The following is a 22,212-nucleotide window of genomic DNA, read 5'->3' as shown; positions in this document are numbered from 1 at the left end:
ACAGACCGGGCAAAGGGGCGCCGATGCTGATCGCGCAGATATCCGACCCGCATATCCGCCCGCGCGGACGGCTTTATCAGGGGGTGGTCGATTCCAACGCGCAGCTGGCGGCGGCGGTGCGCCAGCTGAACGCGCTTTCGCCGGCGCCGGATCTGGTGCTGCTGTCGGGCGATGTGGTCGACGAGGGCCGGGCGGAGGAATACGCCATGGCGCGGGAGATCCTGGGCGGGTTGCAGGCGCCCCTGGTCGCGCTGCCCGGCAATCACGACGACCGCGACGCATTCCGTGCGGCCTTCGCTGCGGACGGCTTCCTGCCGGCCGAAGGGCCGCTACATCTGGTGGTGGAGGACAAGGGACCGGTCCGTGTGGTCGGGCTGGACGTGACCGTGCCCGGGGCTCATCACGGCATGGTCGATGACGCGGCCGCGTCCTGGCTGGAGGCCACCCTTGCCGCTTCCCCCCACCGGCCGACGCTGGTGATGATGCACCATCCGCCGATCGAAAGCGGCATCCCCTATATCGACATTTATCGCTGCCTCGGCGCCGACCGGCTGGCGGCGGTGATCGCCCGTCATCCGCAGGTGGAGCGGATCACCTGCGGGCATATCCACCGTCATATGAAGATGCGCTTTGCCGGCACGCTGCTGGTTACCGCCCCCAGCACCGCCACCGCCATCGCGCTCCGCCCGGAGCCCGGGGCAGAGCCCGCCTCGTTTCTGGAACCGCCGGCCCTGTTGCTGCATCACTGGCGCCCAGGCACCGGCCTGATCACCCACCTGCTGCCAGTGGGGATATTTCCCGGCCCCTGGCCCTTTGCCTGATCTGGCCCTTCTTCACCTGAATGCGGCGTTTCAGGACAGTCGCGCCGTCCGACGCACCGATTGCGGCGGATGGCCGAAGGCGCGGAGGAAGGCGCGGCGCATGCGTTCGGCATCGCCGAAACCGGTCGTCTCGGCGACCCGTTCGATCGATTCGCCCGAGGACTGGACCCGTTCACGCGCAACCTCCAGCCGCAGCCGCTCGATCGCCTTCGACGGTGTCGAGCCGGTCTCTGCGGTGAAGCTGCGGGCGAAATGGCGCGGGCTCAACCCCGCCCGTTCGGCCAGGCTTTCCACCGTCAGCGGCTTGTCGAGGTTCTCGCGCACCCAGGACAGCAGCGGGCCGAAGCGGCCATCCGGCGTCTTCAGCTCCAGCAATGACGAGAATTGTGACTGCCCGCCGCCGCGGCGGTGATAGAGCACCAGCTGCCGGGCGATGTCTTTCGCCACCGCATCGCCATGATCCTCGGCCATCAGGGCGAGGGCCAGATCGATGCCGGCGGTGATGCCGGCGGAGGTCCAGATATTGCCGTCGCGCAGGAAGATGCGGTCGGGATCCAGCCTGACCTCGGGATAGCGGGCGACGAAATCCTGGGTGCGGCACCAATGCGTCGTCGCCTTGCGGCCGTTCAGCAGCCCGGCCGCCGCCAGGACATAGGCGCCGGAGCAGACGCTGGCGATCCTCACCCCCCGCCGGGCCAGATCGCGCACCAGGGCGAGGGTGGTGCGGCATCCGGTGGCCTGATCGACCCCGAGGCCCCCGGCCACGACCAGGGTGGTGACGGCCTCGGCCGATCGCAGCCCCGCCGCCAGAACCTCCACCCCCGACGAACTGCGCACCGCACCCGGCTCAACCGCGATCATCCGGGAGGTGGCGGCGGTCGGCACCAGGCGCTGCGCGATCTCGAAGACCGATGCCGGCCCGGTCGCGTCCAGAAGCTGGAAGTCGGGAAAGATCAGGATGCCGATCACGGTTCTGTCCGTTTATGAGGGAACTACGGCATTTCGGATTTAATCCGAACATGGCACCGTCATCTCGTCAAGTCGTTTCGAGGTGTTCGATGTCAAAGAATCTGCGGTTCGGTCTTCTGGTCTTTCCGAATATCACCCAGCTGGATATGACCGGGCCACTCCAGGTCTTCTCGTTTCTACCCGGGGCAGAGGTTCATCTGCTCTGGAAAAACACAGATGCAGTCCAGAGCGACGGCGTTCTGTCGATCACGCCTACGACCACCTTCGCTGATTGCCCGCAGCTCGACGTGATCTGCGTGCCCGGCGGCTATGGCACCGATGCGCTGATGACCGATCCCGAGGTGCTGGACTTCCTGCGCCGCCAGGCGCCGGGCGCGCGCTATGTCACCTCGGTCTGCACGGGATCGCTGGTCCTGGCCGCGGCCGGGCTGCTCGACGGCTATCGGGCGGCGACCCATTGGAGCGCGGTCGAGGCCCTGGCCCTGTTCGACGTGACGGTCTCGCGGGAGCGGGTCTGCATCGATCGCAACCGGATGACCGGCGGCGGGGTCACCGCCGGCATCGACCTCGGCCTCACCATCATCGCGGAGTTGGCTGACCGTCAGGCTGCCGAGACGATCCAGCTGCGCATGGAATACAACCCGGCGCCGCCCTTCGATGCCGGGTCTCCGGAAACCGCGCCGGCGGAGGTTCTGGCGGTGATGGAAGACCGCTTCCGGCTGGCCCGGCAGCAGCGGATGGATCTGGTACGGCAGATCCGGGCGGGGAGGCCTCCCCGCCCGGACTGACGAGGCCCGGCCGTCACTTGCCGGCAGCGGTCACCAGGCTGCAATCGCTCTCGCTGAGCGGGCGATAGGCATAGGCGGCCGGGATCGTCTCCAGCACGTTGTAATAGGCCCAGGGCTTCTCCAGCGCGCCCGGCTGCTTCACCTGGACGAGATAGAAGTCGTGGACGAGCTTGTTGTCCGCGCGCAGCCGGGCGCCGGGGGCGTAGATGTCGTCGACCGGCGTTGCGCGCATATGGGCGACGACCCGCCCGGTCTCGTCGGTGCCGGTTGCCGCCACCGCCTTCAGATAGTGCAGCACCGCCGAATAGACCGAGGCCTGGGGTGCCGTGGGCATGGCGCCGTGGCGGTCGAAAAAGCGCTTCGCAAAGGCCCGTGTCCCGTCGTTCAGATCCCAGTACCAGGCGGTGACGCCCGTCAGGCCCTGGGCGGTTTCCAGCCCCATGCCATGGATGTCGGTCAGGAACATCAGCTCGGCCACCGCCCGCTGGGGACCGGTGCTCATCCCGAACTCGTTCCACTGCTTCATCGAGGTGACGAGCTGGGCGCCGGCATTGGCGAAGGCGACCACATCCGCCCCCGAACTCTGCGCCTGGAGCAGGAAAGAGGCGTAGTCGGTGGTGCCGAGCGGGTGGAACACCGCGCCCATCGAGGTGCCGCCGGCGGCCTTCAGCGCGCTTTCGGACTCCTTCACCATGTTCTGCCCGAAGGCATAATCGGCGGCGATGAAGAACCATTTGTCCTGGCCCTGCGCCACCAGCCGGCGGATCGGGCCGCTGACCAGGTTGTAATTGTCATGCAGCCAGGCAAGGCCGGTGGGGGAACACTGGCTGCCGGTGATGTCGGTGGTGCCGACCGCGGCATAGATCACCAGCTTGTTCCGCTCGCGGGCGATGGACTGCACGGCCAGCGCGACCGCCGAATTGCCGACATCGACCACCATGTCGACGCCCTCGGCTTCGTACCATTTGCGCACGACCTCGACGCCGATATCGGCCTTATTCTGGTGATCGGCCGCGACGATCTCGACCTTGAGCGACGGCGCCAGCGCCTTGAAATCCTCAAGTGCCAGCCCGGCCGCGACCACCGATCCGGCGCCGGCCAGATCCGACAGCGGCCCCGACTGGTCGTTGACCACGCCGATCCTGACCACATTGTCCGAAATCCCGGCGCCCGAAGTCCCGGCGGCTTCTGCCGGCAGCGGCGCCAATGCTGCGGCCGATAGGGTTATGGCGGCGGCCGTCAGCAGCCGACCGGCCAGGCCGCGTCTTGTCGACGCGGGCCTGTCGTCCGTCTTCGTCATCATGTCGTGGTCCCCCTGTGACGTCCGTTTCCGCAGTCTTCCCCTGCGTATGCGGCCCGATCGGCAAGTTGATCCTGCATCTTCTGATCGGGCCGTCTTATACAATCGAGGCTAAGGGGGCGGGATTATGTCCACAAGGGCGGATTTCCGGCGTTTTCGGCCATCAAAGGACATGCGCCGGGGTGTTTCTGGACTTAAGGGGCGGCGGGCAGGGGGGTCAGCCCTGGCCATGCCCCCAGCCCTGGGTCAGCTGCGGCACGCCGCCGGCCGACCAGCCGCCATCGACCGGCAGGACCACGCCGCTGACATAGGATGCGGCATCCGAGGCCAGGAACAGGGCGACGCGGGCGACGTCTTCGGGGCTGCCCTGGCGGCGGAGCGGCACGCTGCGGTCGACCATGGCGTTGGCCTCGGGCGTGGGGGCAAGCCGTGCCATGCCCTCGGTGCCGGCAATCGGGCCGGGGACCAGGCTGTTGACGCGGATGCCTTCAGGCCCCCATTCCTGGGCCAGCACCCGGGTGATCATGTCGACGCCGGCCTTGGCGGCGCAGACATGGACCTGCAGTTCCATCGCCTGAAAGGCCTGCGGGGCCGAGATGTTGACGATCGCGGCCCCCGGTTTGCGCAGATGCGGATGGGCTTCGCGCATCACATGGAAGGTGCCGATCAGGTCGATATCGACCACGCTCCGGAAGCCGTTGGGCGAGATGCCGAGGGCAGGGGCCGGGAAGTTGCCGGCAGCGCCCGAGATCAGCACGTCGATCGGGCCCAGCGCCTTGGCTGTCGCCTCGAAGGCTGCGCGGACCTGGGCCACGTCGCGCACATCGCATTGATAGCCCTCGACCGCGCCGCCATGGGTGGCGAGCTCGGCAACGGCGGCCTGAACCTTTTCGGGCTTGCGGCTGGCCACCGCCACCGCGGCACCGGCCCGGGCGAAGCCATGGGCGATGCCCAGATTGATGCCCGAGGTGCCGCCCATCACGAAGACGGTCTTGCCGGTGAAATCGAAACTGAAGCCGGTCATCTGCCGGGTCTCCTCTCCTGTCCGTCCCTGCGGATGCCCCGCGGGTGTGCGCCGGTTGGGCCCGGTGTTTGATGGGGCCGGCGTCTTATGGGGCAGGGTGTTCAGCATAAGCGGGCAGGCGGGCGGCCGGAAGCGGGGCCGCATGCCCAACCCGGTTTCAAGTCGCGTTGGCATGGCGGTCGGCGGCCGGCTCCTGCATGATTTCATCCGCAACCGGACAGTCCGTGTCCGGACGATCATCCGGGAGAGGAGATGCGCCTGATGACTGACCAACCCCTGAGCGGCCAGGTCGTCTGGGTGACCGGTGCCGGCAGCGGCATCGGCGAGGCCGGGGCCGTGGCGCTGGCCGAAGCCGGTGCGGTGGTCTATCTGAGCGGAAGGCGGGCCGAGCCGCTGGAGGCCGTGGCCGGGCGGATCCGCGATGCCGGGGGCCAGGCTCTCATCGCCCTGCTCGACGTCGCCGACAAGGCCGAGGTGAAGCGGGTGGCGGACGAGATCCTGGCTGCCCAGGGCCGGATCGACATCCTGATCAACAGCGCCGGGCTGAACGTGCCGGAACGCGCCTGGAATGTGGTCTCGCCCGAGGGCTGGGATCAGGTGATCAGGGTCGATCTGGACGGCGCCTTCTACTGCACCCATGCGGTGCTGCCGGCGATGCGCAAGGCCGGCGGCGGGCTGATCATCAACGTCTCGTCCTGGGCCGGGCGCTACGACACGCGCCTGACCGGGCCCGCCTACAACTCGGCCAAGCATGCCATGCTGGCGATGAATGCCAGCCTGAACATCGAGGAAGGCCAGAATGGCATCCGCGCCTGCGCGATCTGCCCGGGCGAGGTCAACACCCCGATCCTGGACCGCCGGCCGGTGCCGGTTTCCGCCGAAGACAAGGCGCGCATGCTCCAGTCGGAAGATCTGGGCGCGACCATCCGCTTCGTCGCCACCATGCCGGCCCATGTCTGCCTGAACGAGATCCTGATCAGCCCGACCTGGAACCGGCTGAACGTGATCTGATCGGGGGCGGGTCGAAAGCCGGGCGGGTCGCCACCATTGACAGCGGCGGCCCGATCGCCGACATGCAGGGGCGCCGGATGCCTGCCGGCGCCCCGGTCCCGCCCTCTTCGCGGGCCCCGCAGAGGAGAGACGAGACTTGCGCATGCAGCACGATCCCCGCATGGCCGAGCAGCTGCGCCGCCGGCAGCCGATGTTCAACCTGCCGCGGGCGACGCAGATCCTGATCGCCATCAACGTGATCGTGCATCTGGTGCGCCAGATCCTGCCCCAGGGCACGGATTGGGAGCTGATCGCGAACGCCGCGGTCATTCCCGCCCGCTATACCTATGGTCCCGGTTTCGACCTGCCTTCGATCATCGCGCCGCTGACCTTTCAGTTCCTGCATGGCGGCTTTCTGCACCTGCTGTTGAACATGGCGCTGCTCGCGGCCTGGGGTGCGGGTGTCGAACGGGTGATCGGCCCGCTGCGCATGGTGGTGTTCTATCTGGTCTGCGGCGGGGCCGGCGCGCTGGCCCATGTGCTGCTTTACCCTGAGAGCATGGTGCCGATGATCGGCGCCTCGGCCGGCATCAGCGGGCTGTTCGCGGGCGTGCTGATCATCATGCGTCGCCACCGCGCCAGCGGCGGCGCCATTCTGCCGCTGGCCCTGCTGTGGATCGCGACCGCGGTGATCACCGGCATCTGGGGCACGCCGGGGGCAGAGGGCGAATCGGTCGCCTGGGTCGCCCATATCGGCGGCTTCCTGGCCGGTCTGGCGCTTTTCCCCTTCGCGATGCCCAGGCGCTGACCCCTCAGAGGGGGTGGGCCTTCAGCACCGCCCGCCAATGGGCGGCGCGGGCCTTCAGCCAGTCGGTGACGACATAGGGCGCCGGGGTTTCCTCGCCCGGATCCATCACCTCCAGCACCTCGAATCCCAGCCCCGCCTCGCCGTCGCCGGCCCAGGCGGCCTGAAGATCGCGCGCCCGGTGGCTGCCATGGCGCAGCGTGAACAGGATCCGGTTGCGGATCGTCCGCACATCCGGCGCCGCCCCCACCCAGACCGCACCGGTGGTGGCGGAGCGCAGGGCATAGATGCCCGCAGCGCTCCTACGCTCTTTCCAGGCGCTGATCGCCGCCTTGCGATCCTGCCGGTTCATCACATCGTCCTTTCCGTTATTTTTTACCCGGGTAAAAAATGCGATACCATCCGGCGCGTGGTTTGCCAAGGGAATAATACCCGGGTATAAAACCGGTCTCGCTCACCGAAAGGCCCGGCCGATGCCCGTCACCGCCTCCACCCCCGTCACCGCCTCCACCCCCTGCACCGCCTTCGACGGCCCGCGCCGCATAGCCGCCGGTCCTCTCGCCCGCGTCGCCGCGGCCGTGACGGTCGCGATCGAGGCCGGGGCGGGCGGTCCTGTGCTGGTCTTCGACGACCGGAGCGGCGCGGTGATCGATCTGGATCTGCGCGGCTCGGCCGAAGAGGTGGTGGCACGCCTTGCCCCCGACCCGGTGCCGGACGAGGTACCGCGCGGCCGCGGCCGGCCGAAGCTGGGCGTGGTCGCGCGCGAAGTGACCCTGCTGCCGCGGCACTGGGACTGGCTGGCCGACCAGCCGGGCGGTGCCTCGGTCGCCCTGCGCCGGCTGGTGGAAGAGGCGCGCCGCCGCGATGCCGGCCCGGCGCGCATCCGCGCGGCCCAGGCCGCCGCGCACCGCTTCATGACCGCCATGGCCGGCGACCTGCCGGGGTACGAGGCGGCGCTCAGGGCGCTGCATGCCGCCGATCGCGCGGGCTTCGATGCGGCGATGACCGCCTGGCCCGCCGATATCGCCGGCCATGCGCGCCGGCTGGCCGCCGCTGCCTTCGGCGAGGGCACGTCGGAAAAGGGTCAATCCTCCTGACCCTCACCCCGAGAAAGCCTCGTTTGCGGGGGCAGGCGGCGTGCAGGAAGATCGGGCCGTTCCAGGTGATCGGAACGCCCGTCATCCCCAGGCCGGCGGCCCCTGCCGGCAGAGGGGCGTTCCCGGCGTGCAGTCGTCCCCTCCGGCGGCTGCACGCCATTTTTTTAGGTGATACTGGTCCAGGTGCTCAACAGCATTTGCCTTTGTTGATGAAGCGTGGACTATATGGTTCATGCTGCTTTTGATCAGTCATGTGGGCGATTGTATATTCCAAGACCGCAATGGCCTGTTTGTGCCGATTGCGATTATTCGAATTAAAAAAGCCTACAATATAAAATAGGCAGAAGATGATCATGGGTGTCCATAAGACAATATTGGATTCATATTTGATCAAGGTGCTTGCTACCACAGATGCAGCCATGAGTGCAGGGAGAAGGCCGATCTTTGGGAGGTCGCCTATTCTAAGTGCAACACGCTTATCTATGCACTCCCAATGATGACGATAATGCAGTAGGTACCATTCAAGTGTAGGCTTCGTGAATCTGCTCAATTTTTGAAGATATTCGATATTATTTGATGCGTCGCTATTAATTGCCGCGAAGGTGTGAGAAGAATGATGTCGATGGAGTTGTACTATAATAATAGTGGCCGATACAATGTAGGAAATAGAAGAAAACGTGTATGTCAGATGCCCAAAAATGACAATCGCGCGCATAAAAAATGAATTGTCTGACGAAATATATATGTAAAAAGCTGACAAAATTGTCAATAATGTAGAAAATATAACAGTATAAACAGATTTTTGTTCAATTAAACGCAATGAATGTGACCATTTGAATGTATATTCATCATATTTTATAGATATCATATTAGTTATGATTGAACTAATATGCTCCATTTCTTCCTGAGAAAAGCGCAATTTTTTGTTTGTCTGAGGGGGCATATTGCATCCCGAAGTACTGAAGTGATGCGTTAAATCCGCGGGGCTGGCCATCGTTCACATGGCAACGGCTATCAGCATAACCCGAGCGGGTCGACGTTGTCCGATTCTCCTATATTGCACAGTGATTGATCAATCCCCCGTGTCCCAAGGGTAAACGGATAGAGACGGCGGTGTCGCTGCGTCAGCCACAGGCCCGCCATCGTCATTTTCTCCGAAGGCTTGCAGCGATGCTTGTCGGATGGTCCGACAATCCGTCGTGCCAGTGTGCAGGTATGCAGACTATACAGCGATATTTTCGCAGACAGCGCCCCGTCGGATCCAAGGCGGGCTGCGGCTTTCAGCCTGCGTTCAAGAATGCTGCACCTGCACAGAAGGTCCATATAACGGATCATCCGACCTGATCCATTGACCCGCCCTGTCTCAGGCTCCTAAGATGACCAGGCAATATCCTTACAAAAAGAGCGGCCGAGTCGACATCCGAACACTGTTTGAGGCGCCATCCGGGAGGTAACCGGAATGTGGCGCCTTGGGACATGGGATGACGGGATCGGCGGCCGATGCATCGAACGGACGCTTGTTCGAACAATGGCAGGGCCGGCGGGGGCTCCCGGACGGCGCCTGAAGGGAGGAACCACCAATGACCATGCGCACGCGCCTGGGCCGCCTCGTCTGCGGTCTGGCCGGCGGCGTCGCCGCCGCGGCCCTTGCCCTCGGGGCGGTTCCCGCCTCGGCCGAGACCTTCAAGCTCGGCATCGTCACCTTCCTGTCCGGCCAGGCCGCGGAAGCCTTCGGCGTGCCGGCGGCGAACGGTGCCAAGACCATGATCGCCGGGCTGAATGCCGGCCAGCTGCCGGCCCCCTATGCGACCAAGGGCTTCGGCGGGCTCGAGATCCAGCCGGTGATCATCGACGAGGCCGGCGGTGCCACCAAGCAGGTGCAGGAACTGCGCAACCTGATCCAGCGTGAGCAGGTGGACGCGGTCGTCGGCTATATCAGCTCGGGCGATTGCCTGGCGGTCGGGCCGGTGGCGGAAGAACTGAAGGCGCTGCTGATCCTGTTCGACTGCGGCACGCCCCGCATCTTCGAAGACAACAAGTTCAGCTACGTCTTCCGCACCGCCGCTCATGCCACCATGGACAATGTCGGTCTGGTCCGCTACCTGAAGGACCACGACGTCAAGGTCGGCACCTACAGCGCCATCAACCAGGACTATGCCTGGGGTCATGACAGCCGCAACGACTTCGTTGCGTCCATGGGGCAGCTCTATCCCGAAGCGAAGTTTGAGGCTGATCTGCTGCCGAAGTTCGGCGCCGGCCAGTACGGCACCGAAATCTCGGCGCTGCTCCGTCAGGGCTCGGATCTGGTCTATTCCAGCGCCTGGGGCGGCGACCTTCAGGCGCTGATCCTGCAGGCCGGCCCGCGCGGCCTGTTCAAGCGCAGCCAGGTGGTGTTCTCGGCCGCCGACCACGTGCTCCCGGCGCTGGGCGACAAGATGCCCGACGGCACCATCATCGGCGCCCGCGGCGCCTATGGCCTGATGAGCCAGCCCAGCCCGCTCAACGACTGGTGGCAGAAGACCTACACCGCCGAGCACGGCGTCTATCCGGTTCAGGCGCCCTACCGCATGGCCCAGGCGCTGCTTGGCCTGAAGACCGCGGTCGAGAAGGCGATGGCATCGAACGGCGGCAAGAAGCCGACCCCGGACGAGATCGCGGCCGCGCTCAAGGGCTCCAGCTGGGAAAGCCCGGCCGGCACCATCACCATGGCCAATGGCGACGGCCATCAGGCGATCCAGGACATCGCTTTCGGCCGCACCCGCTATGACGCCGACAAGAAGATGGTGGTGATCGAGGATGTCGGCCGCTATCCGGCGAAGTGCGTCAACCCGCCCGCCGACATGAAGGCGATCGACTGGATCAAGGCCGGCTTCCCCGGCGCAGAGTGCAACTGACCTGATCCTTCCTCCGCGGCCGGTCCGGCCGGTGGGCAATCCGCCCCGCCGCCCGGACCGGCCGTTCCGTCTCGGGCGCAAGCCCCACCCGTCGTCTTCCCGGAGACCTCTCCGATGGAGCTTCTGCTCACCGTCCTCGTGGACGGGCTGATCTATGCAGCCTGGCTGTTCATCGTGGCGCTGGGGCTGACCCTGGTCTTCGGCGTGCTGAAGATCCTGAACATCGCCCATGGCAGCTTCTACGCGATCGGCGCCTATGCCGCCGCCTCGACCGTCGGCTGGTTCGCGAGCCTGGGGCTCGCGCCCGAATGGTCGCTGTTCGCCATGCTGCTGGCGGCGGCCGGTGTCGCGGCGCTGCTGGGGCCGCTGCTGGAACGCGGCCTGCTCCGGCTGTTCTACGGCCGGGACGAGGTGCTTCTGGTGCTGGTCACCTATGCGCTGTTCCTGATGCTCGAAGACCTGGTCAAGCTGGTCTGGGGCGTCGATCCCTATTATGTGTCGGAGCCCTATATGCTGTTCGGCAATATCGAGGCCGGGCCGCTGTTCTATGTCGGCTACGACATCGCGCTGATCGGGCTGGCCGTGCTCTGCGGCCTGGCGGTCTGGTTCGGGCTCAATCGCACCACCATCGGAAAGATCGTCCTCGCCGTCATCCACAACCCCGAGATGTCGGCTTCGATGGGCGTGAACATCAACCGGGCCTATGTCGGCGCCTTCGTCTGCGGCGTGTTCCTGGCAGCACTCGGCGGTGCCTTCACCTCGCCGCAGATCTCGGTCCAGCCGGGGCTCAGCGTCGGCGTGATCATTCTGAGCTTCGCGGTGGTGATCATCGGCGGGCTGGGCTCGATCGAGGGGGCCGCGGTGGGTGCCCTGATCGTCGGGATCGCCCGCGCCGGTGCGGTGCATCTGGTGCCCGATGCCGAGCTGTTCATCATCTATCTCGTGATGGCCGCGGTGCTGGTCTTCCGTCCGGAAGGCCTGTTCGCCCGCGCCCAGGCGCGCAAGATCTGACGGGGGTGCCTCTGATGTCGACCCGATCCGCCGTCCTGCGCCCGCTTGCTGTCGCCGCCCTGGTGGTGGCGGCGCTGGCCGCGGCCGGCCTGGCGCTGCCGTCCTGGCTGCTGTTTCTTTCGACCATGGCCATCGCCCATGCGGTGGTGGCGCTTGGTCTCGTCTTCATGATGCGCGGCGGCCTGGTCTCCTTCGGCCAGGGCCTGCCCTTTTGCCTCGGCGCCTATGCCGCCGGTCTGGCCGGGCCGTGGCTGGGCCTTGCCGATGCGGTCTGGCTGCTGATCCTGGGCGGTATCACCGCCGGTGTGGTCGCGGCCGTCTTCGGCCCGCTGCTCTCCCGCTATCGCGGCATCTTCTTCGCCATGCTGACGCTGGCGCTGTCGATGGTGCTTTACGGCCTGCTGGTCAAGGCCACGCCGCTCGGCGGCTCCGACGGCCTCAACATCGCCCGCCCGGCCATTCTGGGCGTCGAGCCCACGGCCGAGACCGCCGATTACGCGCTGTTCCTGCTCGCCATCGTCACCGCCGGCATTCTGTCGGCAATCGCGGCTGCGCATTTCAATTCCGTGCGCGGGCTGATGTCGCTGGCGGTCAAGGAGAACGAACTCCGCGTTGAATATATGGGCGCCTCGGTGCGCTCGATGATGGCGGTCAACTTCGTCGTCGCCGCGGTCTATGGCGGCATCGGCGGCGCCCTCGCCGCCATCGCGCTCGGCCATATCGAGCCGACCTTCGCCTACTGGACCACCTCGGGCGAAATCGTGTTCCTGGCGATCCTGTCGGGCCAGGTGAGCGTGGTGGCGGTGTTCGTCGCCTCGCTGATCCTGGAACTGGTGCGTTCCTTCGCCAATCTCTATTTCCCCGAGACATGGCAGCTGGCGCTGGGCGCCTTCCTGCTGGCGGTGATCCTGTTCCTGCCCAAGGGCATCGGGTCGATCTGGCATCGCGGCCCCGCGAGCCGCCGCGGCCCCGCCGCCGACGGGTCTGTCGCCGATGGGCCAGTCACCGATGGGCCAGTCACCGATGGGCCTCTTGCCAAGGAGAGTGGCCGATGAACAAGGCGACCCCGGTGCTGGAGACCCGCAATCTCCAGAAATCCTTCGGTGCCGTTACCGCCGCGCGCGACATCTCGGTCGCGGTGGAGGCGGGCACGCGGCTCAGCGTCATCGGCTCCAACGGCGCCGGCAAGACCACCTTCGTCAACATGGTCACCGGCTATCTGAAGCCCGACGAAGGATCCATCCTGCTGGCGGGGGAAGACGTCACCCGGCTGGACCCGCGGCGGCTGACCCGCCGCGGCATCGCCCGGTCCTTCCAGATCCCCCAGCTCTGCGCCGAGCTGACGGCGCTCGAGAACATGCTGGTGGCGCGGGCGGCGGCCGAGGGCGGGCTGCCCTTCTTCCGTCCGGCGCGGTCGGCCGAAGCGCGTGATGCGGCCCTCGCGGTGCTGGAGCGTTTCGGCCTGGCGGCGATCGCCGACCGGCCGGTGCTGGAACTGGCCGGTGGTACCCGCAAGCTGCTCGACATCGCCCTCGCCATGACCGGCCGGCCAAAGCTGCTGATGCTGGACGAGCCGACCAGCGGTGTGTCGGCGGAAGAGAAATTCCCGTTCATGGACCGGATCATGGCGGCGCTGGATCGGGACGGGGGGACCGTGCTGTTCGTCGAACACGACATGGACATCGTCGGTGCCTATGCCGACCGGGTGCTGGCCTTCTATGCCGGCCAGATCATCGCCGATGGCGCCCCGGACATGGTGATGGCCGACGAGGGCGTGCGCCGGCACGTCACCGGCCACTGACGGCGGAGGAGGGATCCCCATGCTCCAGATCGATCACGTCTCCACCGCCATCGCCTCGGTCCGGGTGCTGCGCGATGTGAACCTCACCGTCGGCACCGGCCATATGGTCGGGCTGGTCGGGCGCAACGGCGCCAGCAAGACCAGCCTGATGCGCACGGTGATGGGCCATCTGCCGGTGACCGGCGGCCGGATCACCTTCGAGGACATCGACCTGTCCACCCGGCCCAAACACGCCCGGGCGGCGCTCGGCATCGGCTTCATGCAGGAAGATCGCGGTCTCGTCCCCGAACTGACGGTGGAAGAGAACATCCTGCTGCCGGTCTGGGTGTCGAAGAGCCTGAAGCCGAGGCCCCGGCTGGATCTGGTCTACGGCTACATGCCCGAGCTGACCGAGATGCGCGACCGCCGGGCCTTGCAGCTGTCGGGCGGTCAGCAGAAACTGGTGGCGCTGGCGCGCGCTCTGGCCGTCGGCACGAAACTTCTGCTGCTGGACGAGCCTTTCGAGGGCGTCGCCCCGGCGCTGGCCCAGCGCCTGGCCGATGTCATCGGCCGGCTGCGTGCCGAGAAGCAGTCGATCCTGATCTCGCATTCCGACATGAACCACGACAAATCGCTCTACGACGACGTGACCGTCATCGAACGCGGCGCCAATGCCGCGGCCGGTGCCGCGGCGCATTGAGCTGCCGCCCTCCGCTCCCCAGTCAGATGCGAAGCCAGACCGATGTCCCAGACTGATCAGACCTCTCCCGCCCCCATGCTCCGGCGCGAACTCCATTTCGGCGACCGCGTCCTGCCCTGTTACGCCGATCGCCCCGCCGATCTGGGCGCGCTGGTCCGCGCCACCTTCTTCCGCATGGCCGAGGCCGAGGCGGTGATCGACGGCGACCGGCGGATGACCTATGCCGGGCTCGAAGCCGCCTCGGACCGGGTGGCGGGCGCCCTGGCGGCGGCGGGCGTGGCCCAGGGGGACCGGGTCGGCCTGCTGCTCGGCAATCGGGCCGAGATCGTGACCGCCTGGCTGGCCTGCATCCGGCTGGGGGCGATCGCGGTGCCGCTCAACACCCGCGAGCAGAAGCCCGAACTCACCTATGTTCTGGGCAATTGCGGCGCGAAGGCGGTGATCTTCGAAGACGAGCTGGCCGACCGCCTGCCCGATGCGGCGGATGTCCCGACGCTGGCCCTGCGGATCGCCGTGGGCGATGGTGACGGCCCGGCGCCCGCGGGCGCGCTGCCCTGGTCGGAGATCGAGGCCGGTCAGCCCTTCGGCGGCTGGGCATCGGTCGCCGAGGACGACACCGCCGTCATCCTTTACACCTCAGGCACCACCGGCAAGCCCAAGGGCGCCGAGCTGTCGCACATCAACATCGTCCATTCCTGCGAGCATTACGTCGACCACATGGCGCTCACCATGGACGGGCGCGAGCGCTCGGTGCTGGCGGTGCCTGCCACCCATGTCACCGGGCTGGTGGCGGTGGTCGCGCTGATGATCCGGGTCGGCGGTGCGACGGTGATGATGCGCGCCTTCAAGGCGCCCGCCTTTCTGAAGCTCGCCGAAGCCGAGCGCATGACCTATGGGATCATGGTGCCGGCGATGTACAATCTCTGTCTGCTCCAGCCCGATTTCGCCGGCTACGACCTCGCCGCCTGGCGGATCGGCGGCTATGGCGGCGCGCCGATGCCGATGGTGACCATCAACCGTCTGGCGGAACTGCTGCCCGGGCTGATCCTGGTCAATGCCTATGGCGCGACCGAGACCACCTCGCCCAGCACGATCATGCCGCTGGGTGAAGGGGCCACCCGGGGCGACACCGTCGGCCGGCCGGTGCGCTGCGCTGAAATCCGGATCATGGACGAAGCCGGCCGCGAGGTGGGCCCCGGCGAAGCGGGCGAGCTGTGGATCCGCGGGCCGATGGTGGTGAAGGGCTATTGGGCACGGCCGGATGCCAATGCCGAGAATTTCGTCTCGGGCTTCTGGCGCTCGGGCGATATCGGCTCGATGGACGAGGCCGGCTATGTGAAGGTCTTCGACCGCCGCAAGGACATGATCAATCGCGGCGGCTATAAGATCTTCTCGGCCGAGGTCGAAAGCGAACTCTCCTTCCATCCCTGGGTATCTGAAAGCGCCATCGTCTCGCGGCCCTGCCCGGTGCTGGGAGAGCGCACCCATTGCTTCGTGATGCTGAAGGGCGAGGGGCTGGAGAAAACCGAGGACGAGGGGGCCGCCACCCTGAAATCCTTCCTCGCCACCCGGCTGTCGGACTACAAGGTGCCCGACTATTTCACCTTCGGCGCCGACCCGCTGCCGCGCAATGCCAACGGCAAGCTGCTGAAGCGCGATCTGCGCGACCGGGCGCTCGCCGAAGCGGCCGCCTGATCCCGACCGGTATTGCAGACAGCCACGGAACACCGTCCTCGTGACCCGACCTCTCCCCGATCTGGCCGCGGCGCTTGCCGCCGCGGCCGCCTCTGTCGAACATCCGGGCCCCTTGATCCCCGAGGGCGCGCTCGGCCCCGCCTTTCCGGCCGCCCGCCGCGCCGATGTCGAACTGGTGCTGAGCCTGCCCTTTCAGCGGCTGATGGGGTTCGAACTGGTACGCATCACCCGCGACGGTGCCGAATCGCGCCTGCGCCTGGATGCCCGCCATGCCACCCCCGCCGGCACGGTCCATGGCGGCGTGCTCTACGGTCTGCTGGATCCTGCCGCCTATCTGGCCCTGCTGCCCCATCTGCCCGAGGGCGCCAACGCCTCCACCCACGACATCTTCGTCAGCGTGATGCGCCCGGCCCCCATCGGCGCCGATCTGCGCTTCCACGCCCGCGTCATCCGCAGCGGCCGTCGCGTCGCCTTCCTCGACGCCGAGGCCCGGCTGGGCGACACGGTCTACGCCGCGGCACGGATCACCAAGACGGTGTTTGGGGCGTAAGGCTGCTCTGGCGTCTTGCAGGCGGTGCATGCCACAGTTGCCGCATGCCCTGACGTTTCGGCTCTTCCCTCAAACCGACAGATGCGCATGACCCAGGTGCCGAGCCTTTATGATCCGGCAGAAGACCTGCTTTCCGAGGACGGTATCGCGCTGTTCGTGGCGGAGGCGCTGGAAACGGGCGATGCGGCCTATATCGCCAATGCCCGGTGTGTCGCTGCCCGCGCGAGGCGCCTGCTCATGACGAGAGATGGGCCGGCTGAGGAAGTGGGTATGCAGGCTCCGGGGTATGAAGAGGGCAGGGCCTGACCTCGTGGCCAGGCCCCACGCCGGCTGACGGCTCAGAAGCGGTACGAAATCCCCCCATAGATCGCGGCGCCGTTGCCCGGATAGAACAGGGCGGCGTTGGCATCCGCGGTGGGGGCGACGCTGGTGGTGGCGATGTAGTTCTCGTCGGTCAGGTTGCGGCCGTCCAGGAACAGGGTCACCCCGGCGACCGGTTCCCAGCCGGCGCGGATGCCGAGCAGGGTATAGCCGGGGGCGTCCAGGCTTTCGGCATTATCGACGGCATAGTCGACCGGCACCCATTCGACATTGGGCGCGATCCAGGCGCCCTGGACCGGCTGCCAGCGCAGTTCGGCATAGATCCGGTGCGGCGGCACGCCCGGCAGAGCGTTGTCGCCATAGGTCGGGTCGCCGTCGAAGCGGAAATCCGACCAGGTGTAGGAGGCCTTAAGCGCCAGCGCCTCGGTCAGCGTCAGGTCGAAACCGGCTTCCAGCCCGCGATGGATCGTGCGGTCGGCATTGATGGTGGTGGTGCCGCCGGTGATCGTGCCGAAGGTCTGAAGTTCGTCGCGGATGCGCGATTCGAACACGGCCACATCGAAGCCCAGCCGGCCGATGTGGCCGCGGCTGCCGATTTCCAGCGTCCAGGCGGTCTGGGCGTCGATATCGGCGAAGCCCGGGGCCGTGCTCGGGTTCACCTCCGACAGGGTCGGGGGCTCGGCACTGCGTGACAGATTGCCATAGAGCTGCCAGTCCGGCGCCGCCTGCCAGATCAGCCCCAGGCGCGGGTTGAGTTCGTCATAGCGCGCCTCGCCCGAATCGTCGCCATCCGACAGGAAGGCATCGTCATAGCCGCGGGTCGCATGCATCGCCTGCAGGCCCAGCACCAGGGTGAGGGCGGGGGTCAGGCCGATCGCGTCTTCCGCCCAGGCCTCGTAGGTGCGGCCGCGCTCGGTGCCTTCGGCGGTGAGTGCGCCGCGACTGCCGCCGATGTTCACATAGCGTCGGGCATCGGTCTCGCCGCCGGCCAGCCGTACGCCGAAGGTGAGACCGTGCGACATGCCGGCAAGCTGGGTGGCGGTGGAAAGCTTCGCCTGCACGCCGCCATCCAGATAGTCGTGGTCGAGCACCTGGAAGATCGGGTGGTAGAGCGATTTGTCGAGCACCCAGCCGCCGAGTTCCAGTTCCGTCGCCTCGCCCAGCGAGATCGACCAGCGATTGGCCAGCCGGACCGAACTGATGTCGCGGCGCTGGTCGCCGGTGATGTTGCCGGCCGCTGTGCTCCGCGGCCGGTTCAGCGCCTGATCCAGGGTGAGCGCGCTCGGCAGTTCCTGCCAGAGATCATCATACCCCAGATAGAGCCGGGTCTCGACCGTATCGCTCACCCGCCAGCCGAGATTGCCGGCGAAGGTCTTGTTGTCGTGGGCCGAATGCGCGCGAAACCCGTCCTCACGATTGAGCGTCGCCGAAAGATGGGCATCCATCCGGCCTTCGGCCACGCCGAAACCCGCATGGGTGCGCACGAAGCCGAAGCTGCCGGTCTCGGCCCGGGCGGTGACGCCGGGATCGCTCAACCCCGTCCGGCTTTCCATCCGGACCTCGCCGCCCAGCATCGACACGCCGTCCGACATGGCGTTGGCGCCCTTCAGCACCTCTACCTGGCGCAGGGTCAGCGGGTCGATCTGCTGAAAATCGCCGGCACCGTCATTGGTGTTGATCGGCAGGCCATCCAGGCTGAGCTTCACGCCGCGCATGTGGAAATTGCGGCTGAGGCCGGATCCCCGGATCGACAGCTTGGTCTCGGACTGGCCGAAGCGCGACTGGGCATAGACGCCGGGCACGGTCGCGATCATGTCGCCCAGGGTGAAGGCGCGGCTGTTCTCGAACGCGGCGGCCGGCAGCACGGCGAAGCTGCCGGGCAGGCGGGCCTCCAGCTCGGCCGTGCGGGTTGCGGCATCGGGCGCCGTGCGCGAGGCCGTGGCCGGTGCCTCGACCTGAAGCCGGGGCAAAGTGGTTGCGGCATCCTCGGCCTGGGCTGCAAGCGGGGCGAGGGTGGTGACGGCCGTGGCCGACAGCAGGCGGCGCACGGCCGGCCGGGTACGGCCGCCGCGGGGCGGAAAGCGGGTGATCATCTTGTCTTTATGTCCTGATCCTGGAAACCGGAAAGGCCTCAACCGGAAAGGCCTGGCGGATCAGGAGGCGGGCGGTGCGCGCGGACGGCGGCGGCGGGCCGGCCGGTGGCGACAGGCGGGGCGCGCCGGTCGCGGGGCCCGGACATGGGCCTCTCCTGGCCGCGGCACCCATGGCGACGGGGCCGGCGTGACGGCGGTGCACAGCGCGCAGTGATGGCCGCCGGCGCCGTCATGGGCGGGCGCGGCCGGATCGCCTGAGGCATCGGGCACATGGCAGATCGAGGCCGGGTCGAACAGCCCGTCGGGCAGGCCGGCGGCGCGGGCGACCGCCGGGCCGGCTTCCGCCATGGTCATGCCGGCCAGCATGGCCGGCTGGGTCAGCAGCAGGGCAAGCAGCGCCAGCCAGCCGGCTGCGCGGCGCAGAAAGCGCCGTGCCGGCTGGTGAACATGCCTGCCCTGGTCTGCGGTCCGCCGTCCGTGCCCCGTCATCGGTGCAGTGTAGGGATGCGGGGCGCCGCTCAGATCTGCGGCATTACGTCGCAGTACCTGCCCGGGCGGCATCGATCCGTCGGATGAACTCCTTCAGCACGATGCGGTACAACTCGTCCTTCAGCACCGCATCCTCGACCCCGGCATCGATATTGGGGTTGTCGTTGACCTCGATCACGAACACGCCCTCGGCATTCTGCTTCAGATCGACGCCATAGAGCCCGTCGCCGATCGGGGCGGCGGCGCGCAGGGCGGCATCGATCACCTCGGCCGGGGCCTCGTCGACGCCGAAGGTGCGGAAGCGCCCCTCGTCGATCCGGCCGTCGCCGCCATGCTTCACGATCTGCCAGTGGTTGCGCGACATGAAATACTGGCAGGCATAGATCGGCTGCCGGTTCAGAATGCCCACCCGCCAGTCGAAGGCGGTGTAGACGAAGGACTGCGCCAGCGCCAGCTCGCTGCGGGCGAAGACCCGGGCGCCCAGCGCCACCAGCTGTTCGCGATTTTCGGCCTTGAAGACGCCGTCGGAGAAGGCCCCGTCGGGGATCTTCAGCACGATCGGATAACCCAGCGTCTCGGCCTCCAGCAGCCGGTCGCGGTGCAGGATCATGGTGCGCGGCGCCGGCAGGTTGTGGGTGCGCAGCAGCTCGGCCAGATAGATCTTGTTGGTGCAGCGGACGATCGACTGCGGATCGTCGATCACCGGCATGCCTTCCTGCTGCGCCCTGGTCGCGAAGCGGAAGGTGTGGTGGTCGATCCGGGTGGTCTCGCGGATGAACAGCGCATCGTATTCCGCCAGCCGCGGATAGTCGCGCCGGGTGATCAGCTCCACCTCCATGCCGAGGCTCCGGCCGATCTTGCGGAACCGTTCCAGCGCCTTGGGGTTCGACGGCGGCAGCGGGTCGGCGGGGTCGTGCAGGATCGCCAGGCTGTAGCGGCTGCTGGCCCGGGGTTTCGGGTCGCGCCAGCGATCGGTGGTGAAACGGTCGAGCGCGGTGTCGAACCGGCCGCGTTCGGCCACATCCAGCCCGCGCAGGCTGCGGCTGCGCATGGAGCGCACCGTCCAGCCCAGCCGGCCGCCGGCCGCCGGTTCCGATGCGCCATAGGTCAGGTGCAGCGCCATCAGCGGCAGGCGGAACAGCTCGAAGGCCCGTCGGCCCAGCGCCGCGGTCTCGGCCTCGCAGGTCTCGCCGAAGATCACCGTGACCGTGCGGGTGACCGCGCCGCCGTCTGCCGGCGCCAGCAGATGCCGCCGGGCGATCGCCGTCAGCTCGGGCAGCGCATGGGCGTAGATGCGCTTCGAGGAAATCTCGGTCAGGGCATGGGGGGTGGGGATGACCTTCTCGCCCCGGCCTTCCGCCAGCAGAGAGGCGTAATAGCCGAGCGAGAGATAGTGATGATCCCTGACCAGGTTCACCACCTTGGCGCCGGGCTTCTCGGGCGGCGGCGCCTCGACGAATTCGCGCGCCGTCAGCACCACGCGGCCCGTGGCGGCAGGTACCGATGCCCGATCCTCGGGGCGGTCGACGATGACGATATGCCGGTGCATTGGCTCAGGAACCCGGTGTGGGAAGGGAGGAGATGAAGAGCGTGGCACGCAGCCCCGCGCGGCCGTAGCGCGACATGCGCTCGAAATCGCGGCGGGGGACGGGGATGCGGATGCAGTCGATGGGGGCGCGGCCTTCGTCGCGGTCGACGAAGGGATCATGAATGTGGACGCAGGCGTCGTCCACCGCGACCACCACCACCCAATGCGGCGCCTTCTGCCGGTCGAAGCGCCAGGAACTGACCAGCTGCAGCGGGATCTCGCCCTGGCCTAAGGCCGTGGCGATGTCGTCGAGCGTGGCCGGGCGCTCGTCGAGGGTGATCAGCGGCTCGCCCGCGATCTCGCGCGCGAATTCGGCCTGGACCATCTCGATCACCCGCTTCTTTTCCGGGCTCCGCACGCCGTCGACGAAGGGCACGCCCTGGCCGGTGACGTGCAGGCGGACGCCGAAGCCGCGGGCGGCGGCCGCCAGCGCCAGACCATGGGGCGAGCAGCCGCCATGGCCGGAGGTCATGAAGATCGTGGTGGATTCGCGCCAGATCCTGAGTTCCTCCTCAGGGCCGGTGGCGCGTTCGGGGTCGAGCGCATGCATCGCCATGATCAGCGCCGCCGGCCCGCAGGTGAAGGGCAGGCTCTGTTCCACATAGGGCACGCGGTCGCGCGACGGATCCAGGCGCCGGGCCAGCGACTTCTCCATGCGGATCGCATCTACCGCATCTTCGTAATAGGCGACATAGCGGCCGAAGCGGCGATAGCCGGCATGTTCATAGATCGCCGCCACATCGGGCGCGTCGGCACGGACTTCCAGGCGGATGGTGGTGGCCTCGGCCGCCCGCGAGCGGGCCTCCACCTCGGCCAGCAGCCGGCCGCCGATCCCCGCCCCGCGCCAGCCTGGGGCGGTTGCGATGGAATAGAGCCGGGCGAGCCGGGTGCCGGTGTTGTAGAGCACCATCGCATAACCGGCGACGACCATCCGCCCGTCGGCACCCGCCGTTTCGGCGATCACCGTATCGGCATGGGCGCGGGTCAGCAGATGGCGGAAGCTGCGGCGGCTGATCCGGTCGTGGACGAAGGAGGCGTTTTCGATCGCGAGCAGCGCGTCGATATCGGCAAGGGTCGCGTCGCGGATGGCGATGGCGGGGCGCCGTGCCGCCGGGGCACCGGGTGCCGCCACCGCCGCACCCGCCGCATATCTGCCTGCCCCACCGTCATCCATGCCACCCGGGCTCCGTTCCGGCTCTGCCGTCACCGGATGGCAGAGATCTGTCTTGCCCAGACATGTTCACCGTCGACGGCGCCGGTTCAAGTGGCAAGATCGGGATGGCCGCCCTGCGGATTC

At 67.3% G+C, this 22,212-nt stretch carries 21 protein-coding genes; 13 read left to right on the top strand and 8 right to left on the bottom strand.

Annotation, left to right across the window (positions count from 1 at the left end; genetic code table 11):
* Positions 1–23 precede the first annotated feature (23 nt).
* Positions 24–821: a phosphodiesterase gene (locus CMO28_RS04505; RefSeq protein WP_296710292.1), complete on the top strand. Its 798-nt coding sequence runs from the start codon at positions 24–26 to the stop codon at positions 819–821.
* Positions 822–851: 30 nt separating this feature from the next.
* Here CMO28_RS04505 and CMO28_RS04500 read toward each other — a convergent pair whose 3' ends face one another.
* On the bottom strand, positions 852–1,790 hold the full coding sequence (locus CMO28_RS04500) for a GlxA family transcriptional regulator (protein ID WP_296710288.1): 939 nt from the start codon (positions 1,788–1,790) through the stop codon (positions 852–854).
* A gap of 89 nt (positions 1,791–1,879) precedes the next feature.
* On the opposite strand from CMO28_RS04500, the gene CMO28_RS04495 reads away from it, so the two are divergent.
* Entirely contained in the window at positions 1,880–2,578 is a 699-nt protein-coding gene (locus CMO28_RS04495) for a DJ-1/PfpI family protein (protein ID WP_296710285.1), read from the top strand.
* Positions 2,579–2,591: 13 nt separating this feature from the next.
* On the opposite strand, the gene CMO28_RS04490 is transcribed toward CMO28_RS04495, so the two are convergent.
* Both CMO28_RS04490 and CMO28_RS04485 read right to left on the bottom strand, forming a co-directional pair.
* Positions 2,592–3,881: an ABC transporter substrate-binding protein gene (locus CMO28_RS04490; protein ID WP_296710282.1), complete on the bottom strand. Its 1,290-nt coding sequence runs from the start codon at positions 3,879–3,881 to the stop codon at positions 2,592–2,594.
* A gap of 214 nt (positions 3,882–4,095) precedes the next feature.
* Positions 4,096–4,902 carry an SDR family oxidoreductase gene (locus CMO28_RS04485; RefSeq protein WP_296710280.1) on the bottom strand — a complete coding sequence of 269 codons (807 nt, stop codon included), beginning with the start codon at positions 4,900–4,902 and terminating at the stop codon, positions 4,096–4,098.
* Between the two features lie 252 nt (positions 4,903–5,154).
* Between CMO28_RS04485 and CMO28_RS04480 the strand changes: the two genes are divergently transcribed.
* Positions 5,155–5,913 carry an SDR family oxidoreductase gene (locus CMO28_RS04480; RefSeq protein ID WP_372016444.1) on the top strand — a complete coding sequence of 253 codons (759 nt, stop codon included), beginning with the start codon at positions 5,155–5,157 and terminating at the stop codon, positions 5,911–5,913.
* Between the two features lie 142 nt (positions 5,914–6,055).
* Positions 6,056–6,700 (top strand): rhomboid family intramembrane serine protease, encoded by a 645-nt coding sequence (locus CMO28_RS04475; protein WP_062764841.1) that lies wholly within the window; start codon positions 6,056–6,058, stop codon positions 6,698–6,700.
* A gap of 4 nt (positions 6,701–6,704) precedes the next feature.
* Here CMO28_RS04475 and CMO28_RS04470 read toward each other — a convergent pair whose 3' ends face one another.
* Complete coding sequence (locus CMO28_RS04470; protein ID WP_296710272.1) at positions 6,705–7,049, bottom strand: GIY-YIG nuclease family protein; 345 nt, start codon at positions 7,047–7,049, stop codon at positions 6,705–6,707.
* 121 nt (positions 7,050–7,170) lie between these two features.
* On the opposite strand from CMO28_RS04470, the gene CMO28_RS04465 reads away from it, so the two are divergent.
* The 9 genes from CMO28_RS04465 (at position 7,171) to CMO28_RS04425 (ending at position 16,730) form a co-directional block, all read left to right on the top strand.
* Complete coding sequence (locus CMO28_RS04465) at positions 7,171–7,794, top strand: DUF2239 family protein (RefSeq protein ID WP_296710269.1); 624 nt, start codon at positions 7,171–7,173, stop codon at positions 7,792–7,794.
* Positions 7,795–9,374: 1,580 nt separating this feature from the next.
* Entirely contained in the window at positions 9,375–10,688 is a 1,314-nt protein-coding gene (locus tag CMO28_RS04460) for an ABC transporter substrate-binding protein (protein WP_296710266.1), read from the top strand.
* 114 nt (positions 10,689–10,802) lie between these two features.
* Positions 10,803–11,699: a branched-chain amino acid ABC transporter permease gene (locus CMO28_RS04455; protein ID WP_296710263.1), complete on the top strand. Its 897-nt coding sequence runs from the start codon at positions 10,803–10,805 to the stop codon at positions 11,697–11,699.
* Between the two features lie 14 nt (positions 11,700–11,713).
* Positions 11,714–12,754: a branched-chain amino acid ABC transporter permease gene (locus tag CMO28_RS04450; RefSeq protein WP_296710260.1), complete on the top strand. Its 1,041-nt coding sequence runs from the start codon at positions 11,714–11,716 to the stop codon at positions 12,752–12,754.
* Positions 12,751–13,500: an ABC transporter ATP-binding protein gene (locus tag CMO28_RS04445; RefSeq protein WP_296710257.1), complete on the top strand. Its 750-nt coding sequence runs from the start codon at positions 12,751–12,753 to the stop codon at positions 13,498–13,500. Before CMO28_RS04450 ends, CMO28_RS04445 begins: the two co-directional genes overlap by 4 nt.
* A gap of 19 nt (positions 13,501–13,519) precedes the next feature.
* A complete protein-coding gene (locus CMO28_RS04440; protein ID WP_296710254.1) occupies positions 13,520–14,179 on the top strand; it encodes an ATP-binding cassette domain-containing protein in 660 nt (219 codons plus the stop codon).
* A 42-nt stretch (positions 14,180–14,221) separates the two neighbouring features.
* On the top strand, positions 14,222–15,874 hold the full coding sequence (locus tag CMO28_RS04435; RefSeq protein WP_296710252.1) for a class I adenylate-forming enzyme family protein: 1,653 nt from the start codon (positions 14,222–14,224) through the stop codon (positions 15,872–15,874).
* A 40-nt stretch (positions 15,875–15,914) separates the two neighbouring features.
* Positions 15,915–16,424 (top strand): PaaI family thioesterase, encoded by a 510-nt coding sequence (locus tag CMO28_RS04430; RefSeq protein ID WP_296710250.1) that lies wholly within the window; start codon positions 15,915–15,917, stop codon positions 16,422–16,424.
* Between the two features lie 87 nt (positions 16,425–16,511).
* Complete coding sequence (locus CMO28_RS04425; protein ID WP_296710248.1) at positions 16,512–16,730, top strand: hypothetical protein; 219 nt, start codon at positions 16,512–16,514, stop codon at positions 16,728–16,730.
* Between the two features lie 32 nt (positions 16,731–16,762).
* On the opposite strand, the gene CMO28_RS04420 is transcribed toward CMO28_RS04425, so the two are convergent.
* The 4 genes from CMO28_RS04420 to CMO28_RS04405 are packed head-to-tail and all read right to left on the bottom strand — an operon-like array spanning position 16,763 to position 22,089.
* Entirely contained in the window at positions 16,763–18,838 is a 2,076-nt protein-coding gene (locus tag CMO28_RS04420; protein ID WP_296710245.1) for a TonB-dependent receptor family protein, read from the bottom strand.
* Positions 18,839–18,898: 60 nt separating this feature from the next.
* Positions 18,899–19,327: a DUF2946 family protein gene (locus CMO28_RS04415; protein ID WP_296710241.1), complete on the bottom strand. Its 429-nt coding sequence runs from the start codon at positions 19,325–19,327 to the stop codon at positions 18,899–18,901.
* Positions 19,328–19,370: 43 nt separating this feature from the next.
* The gene (locus tag CMO28_RS04410) at positions 19,371–20,876 is read right to left on the bottom strand and encodes a RimK family protein (RefSeq protein ID WP_296710238.1); all 1,506 of its coding nucleotides are present in this window, start codon (positions 20,874–20,876) and stop codon (positions 19,371–19,373) included.
* A gap of 4 nt (positions 20,877–20,880) precedes the next feature.
* The gene (locus CMO28_RS04405) at positions 20,881–22,089 is read right to left on the bottom strand and encodes a GNAT family N-acetyltransferase/peptidase C39 family protein (protein ID WP_296710234.1); all 1,209 of its coding nucleotides are present in this window, start codon (positions 22,087–22,089) and stop codon (positions 20,881–20,883) included.
* Positions 22,090–22,212: the final 123 nt, after the last annotated feature.

The sequence above is a fragment of the Tistrella sp. genome, from assembly GCF_002684955.1.
GTDB classification, from domain to species: Bacteria; Pseudomonadota; Alphaproteobacteria; order Tistrellales; family Tistrellaceae; genus Tistrella; species Tistrella mobilis.
This window is presented reverse-complemented; position numbering and strand designations above follow the sequence as displayed.